Below are 4,675 nucleotides of genomic sequence, written 5' to 3' on the forward strand. Positions count from 1 at the left end.
GCTGGTCGAGCGGATGCTCGGGCTCCAGCTGCGCAAGGGACACGGGGCGGCCGACTGGTCGACCCGGCCGCTGCCGCACGACTGGCTGGTCTACGCCGCGCTGGACGTCGAGGTGCTGGTCGAGCTGCGCGACGCGATGGAGGCCGAGCTGATCCGGCAGGGCAAGCTCGAATGGGCCCATCAGGAGTTCGCGGCCCTCGTCGCCGCGCCGCCCCCCACCCCGCGGCCCGATCCCTGGCGTCGCACGTCGGGCGTGCACAAGATCACCGACCGGCGCGCGCTGGCCGTGGTCCGCGAGCTCTGGGTGGCCCGGGACGGGCTCGCCCGGCGCCGGGACGTCGCCCCGCACCGGGTGCTGCCGGATTCGGCGATCATCGCCGCGGCGGCGGCCCGGCCGACGACGATCGGCGCGCTGATCGCGCTGCCGGTGTTCTCCGGCCGAATGCAGCGGCGCAATGCCGACACCTGGCTGGACGCGGTCACCCGGGCGCTGGCCCTCCCGGCCGAGGAGCTGCCCCCGCCCCGGTTCGCCGGGGACGGGCCGCCCGCGCCGGCCAAATGGGCGTCGAAGGACCCGGCCGCCGCCGGGCGGCTGCAGTCGGCCAAGGCCGGCCTGGCCGAGCTGTCCGACAGGGTGCAGATCCCGGTGGAGAACCTGATGTCGCCCGACCTGGTGCGCCGGGTGCTGTGGACCCCGCCCGACGGCGACGGGGCCGGATTGGACGCCGCCCTGGCCCAGGTGCTGGCCGACCGGGGGGCCCGACCCTGGCAGATCGACCTGACCACCCCGGTGCTGCGCGCAGCGATCCGGCAGGCCGGCCCGGCCTAAGTTACCCGCGGGTAACTTTGCGGGTAGCATGGCCGCGAGGGCCGGCCCCTCGCCCTGCACCCCGGGGTGCCGCCGACGGCGGCCGGCTCGTGAATCCGTCAGTTGCGACCCGGAAAGAGTGATCCATGGCCGTGTCATCTCCGGAATCGACCGCCCAGGCCCGCCCGGCACCGCCGGCCGCGCGCACCCTGCGCGACGTGGTGTTCGTCGAGGGGGTGCGCACCCCGTTCGGCAAGGCCGGCGAGAAGGGCCAGTACGCGCAGACCCGCGCCGACGACATGGTGGTCAAGGTCATCCGCGAACTGCTGCGCCGGCAGCCCGGCCTGCCGCCCGAGCGGATCGACGAGGTGGCGGTCGCCGCGGCCACCCAGACCGGCGACCAGGGCCTGACGATCGGCCGGACCAGCGCCCTGCTGGCCGGGCTGCCGCGGTCCGTCCCCGGCTTCGCGATCGACCGGATGTGCGCCGGCGCCATGACCGCGGTGACCACCGTCGCGTCCGGCATCGCCGTCGGTGCCTACGACGTCGCCATCGCCGGTGGCGTGGAGCACATGGGCCACCACCCGATGGCCCAGGGCGCCGACCCCAACCCGCGCTTCCTGGCCGACAAGCTGGTGGACCCGTCCGCGCTGAACATGGGCTCGACCGCGGAGAACCTGCACGACCGCTTCCCGCAGCTGACGAAGCAACGGGCCGACGCATTCGCCGTGGCCAGCCAGGAAAAGTACGCCAAGGCGCTGGCCAACGGCCAGATCACCGGTGACCTGGTGCCCGTCGCGACCCGCTCCGAGGCGGGCTGGGGACTGGCCACCGCGGACGAACTGCCCCGTCCGGGAACGACTCTCGAGGCCCTTGACCACCTGCGCACGCCGTTCCGGCCGCACGGCCGGGTCAGCGCCGGCAATTCGTCCGGCCTGACCGACGGCGCCACCGGGTGCCTGCTGGTGGCCGCCGACGTCGCCGCGGAACTCGGCCTGCCGGTGCGGATGCGGATGGTCGCCTACGCCTTTGCCGGCGTCGAGCCCGAGACCATGGGCGTCGGGCCGATTCCCGCGACCGAGAAGGCGCTGGCCAAGGCCGGCCTGACGATCCAGGACATCGGCCTCGTCGAGATCAACGAGGCGTTCGCCGTGCAGGTGCTCGCCTTCACCGAGCACTTCGGCCTGGCCGACGACGACCCGCGCATCAACCAGTACGGCGGCGCGATCGCCATGGGCCACCCGCTGGCCTCGTCCGGCGTGCGCCTGATGACGCAACTGGCCCGGCAGTTCGCCGAGCACCCGGAGGTCCGCTACGGGTTGACCACCATGTGCGTCGGCCTGGGCATGGGCGGCACCGTCGTCTGGGAGAACCCCCACTGGACCGGCGGCCCCGGAACCCGGACCACCGGAACTCAGACCACCGGAACCGAGACCACCGGGAGCGCCGCGTGAGCACCGTCACCACTGAGACCACCGGGACCACCGGGACCGCCGTCGATCTCGGCGCTTTCGCCGCCGACGAGGTCGTCACCCACGCCTACGTGCGGGTCGTCGAGGTCCCCACCCCGGGGGCCCCCGGCCGCACCACCCGGATCGCGCTCATCACCATCGACAACGGCCGCGACCACACCCGGCCCAGCACGTTGGGCCCGGCCGGACTGGCCGAGCTGGACGCCGCGATCACCACCGCCGTCGAGGCGTCCCCCGACGCGATCGCGGTCACCGGCAAGCCGTTCATCTTCGCCGCCGGCGCGGACCTGTCCCAGATCGGCCGGGTCACCGACCGGGCCATCGCCCTCGCGGTCGGCGAGCTGGGCCAGCGGGTGTACCGGCGCCTGGGCACGTCCGGGATTCCGTCGTTCGCCTTCGTCAACGGCCTGGCCCTGGGCGGCGGCACCGAGCTCGCGCTGCACTGCGACTACCGGACGATGGCGACCAACGCCGGCTTCATCGCCCTGCCCGAGGTCTTCCTGGGCCTGCTGCCCGGATGGGGCGGCACCCAGCTGCTCCCCCGCCTGATCGGCCCGGAGCACGCCGTCACGGTGATCGTGGAGAACCCGCTCAACCAGAACCGGATGCTCAAGCCCCGGGCGGCCGCCGACCTCGGTCTGGTCGACGTCGTGCTCGACGCCGCCGATTACCTCGAGCAGTCGCTGGCCTGGGCGGCCGGCGTCGTCGCCGGCACCGTCGCGGTGCCGCGCACCCCGTTCGCCGGTGCCGCCGACGACGAGTGGGCCGCGGCCCTGGCGCGGGGCAAGGCCATCGCCGACCTGCGCACCCACGGCGCCGCGCCCGCGCCCTACCGGGCGCTGGAGATGATCGAGCTGTCCCGGACCGCCGACCTGGACGAGGGGCTGCGGGCCGAGCGCGAGGGGTTGGCCGACCTGGTGATGAGCCAGGAGTTCCGGGCCGGCGGCGGCTACGCGTTCACCCTGGTGCAGAAGCGGGCGCGACGACCGGTCGGCGCCCCCGATCCGACGCTGGCCCGCCCGGTGACCAAGGTCGGTGTCGTCGGCGCTGGCCTGATGGCCGGGCAGATCGCCCTGCTGTTCGCCCGGAACCTGCATGTGCCGGTGGTGCTGACCGACGTGGACCAGGCCCGGCTGGACAAGGGGCTGGCCGGGGTCCGCCGCGAGATCGACGCCCTCAAGGGCAAGAAGCGGGTCTCCGCGGACGAGGCGAACCGGCTGACCGCGCTGATCACCGGCTCGCTGGACTACGCCGCCTTCGCCGACGCCGACCTCGTCATCGAGGCGGTGTTCGAGGAGCTCGACGTCAAGCGGCAGGTCTTCGCCCAGCTGGAGAAGCACGTGTCGGCCCAGGCGGTGCTGGCCACCAACACCTCCTCGCTGTCGGTGACGGCGATGGCCCGCGACCTGGAGCACCCGGAGCGGGTGGTCGGGTTCCACTTCTTCACCCCGGTGGCCGTGCTGCCGATGCTGGAGATCGTCAAGGCCGCCGAGACCGACGACGCCACCCTGGCGACCGCCTTCGCCGTGGCCAAGGGTCTGAAGAAGGGCCCCGTGCTCACCGCCGACGCGGCCGGCTTCCTGGTCAACCGGCTGCTGCTGCGCAGCATGGGCGAGGTGCTGGCGGCCATCGACGAGGGCACCCCGCCCGACGTGGCGGACGCCGCGTTGACCCCGCTGGGCATGCCGATGTCGCCGCTCATGCTGCTCCAGCTGTCCGGCCCGGCGGTGGCCGCGCACGTGCAGGACAGCCTGCACGCCGCGTTCGGCGATCGCTTCCCGGTCTCGCCGAGCCTGCGCCGCATCGCCGACGCCGGCCATCGGACCCTGCTGACCTGGGACGACGAGGGTCGGCAGGTGCTCGACCCGGCGGTGGCCGCGCTGCTGGTGCAGGGCGATCGGCCCTCGACCGCCGAGCAGGTCCGCGACCGGGTGCTGCTGGCCCTGGCCCAGGAGGCCCGGCTGATCCTGGACGAGGGCGTGGTGGCCGACGCCGCGGACATCGACCTGGGCATGATCACCGGCGCCGGCTGGCCGTTCTGGCTGGGCGGGATCACCCCCTACCTGGACCGCGAGGGCTATTCGGAACGGGCGACCGGCCGGCGGTTCGCCCCGCCCGGGGTGGCCACCCTGCCCGCCTGAGGCCCGTCCGAGGCCCGCCTGAGGCCGCCCGGAGCTCACCCGAGCGCATCTGGGCCCACCCGAGCCCACCCGGCCCGGCCTGGTCCGGCCGGTCCCGGTTGCGCCCGGTTGTGCCCGGTTCGCTCCGACCGACCAACCCCCGTCCGCGCTTCGGCCCGGACGGGGGTTGCTCACATCAAACCCGATCTTCGTCACATCGGCGCAATGCACCTGTCGCTTCGCCGGCATCTTTGCGACATCTTCTTGCCATAGGT

Annotated in this window: 3 protein-coding genes; all 3 read left to right on the plus strand. The window is 73.9% G+C overall.

What is annotated here, in order from left to right; translation table 11 throughout:
- Nucleotides 1–829 (plus strand): HRDC domain-containing protein (locus ACOJUF_RS20710; protein ID WP_420123705.1); only part of this gene is annotated, 829 nt, incomplete at its 5' end.
- 125 nt (nt 830–954) lie between these two features.
- Nucleotides 955–2,262 carry a thiolase family protein gene (locus ACOJUF_RS20715; RefSeq protein ID WP_420123706.1) on the plus strand — a complete coding sequence of 436 codons (1,308 nt, stop codon included), beginning with the start codon at nt 955–957 and terminating at the stop codon, nt 2,260–2,262.
- A complete protein-coding gene (locus ACOJUF_RS20720) occupies nt 2,259–4,421 on the plus strand; it encodes a 3-hydroxyacyl-CoA dehydrogenase NAD-binding domain-containing protein (RefSeq protein WP_420123707.1) in 2,163 nt (720 codons plus the stop codon). The genes ACOJUF_RS20715 and ACOJUF_RS20720 overlap by 4 nt, the downstream gene beginning before the upstream one ends.
- The last annotated feature ends 254 nt before the right edge of the window (nt 4,422–4,675 follow it).

This window comes from Nakamurella sp., assembly GCF_048594475.1.
In the GTDB taxonomy this organism is placed as follows: domain Bacteria; phylum Actinomycetota; class Actinomycetes; order Mycobacteriales; family Nakamurellaceae; genus Nakamurella.

Excerpts from the sequence above, each read along its gene's own strand:
- ACOJUF_RS20715 (WP_420123706.1), top strand. The coding sequence starts at position 955 with ATGGCCGTGTCATCTCCGGAATCGACCGCCCAGGCCCGCCCGGCACCG.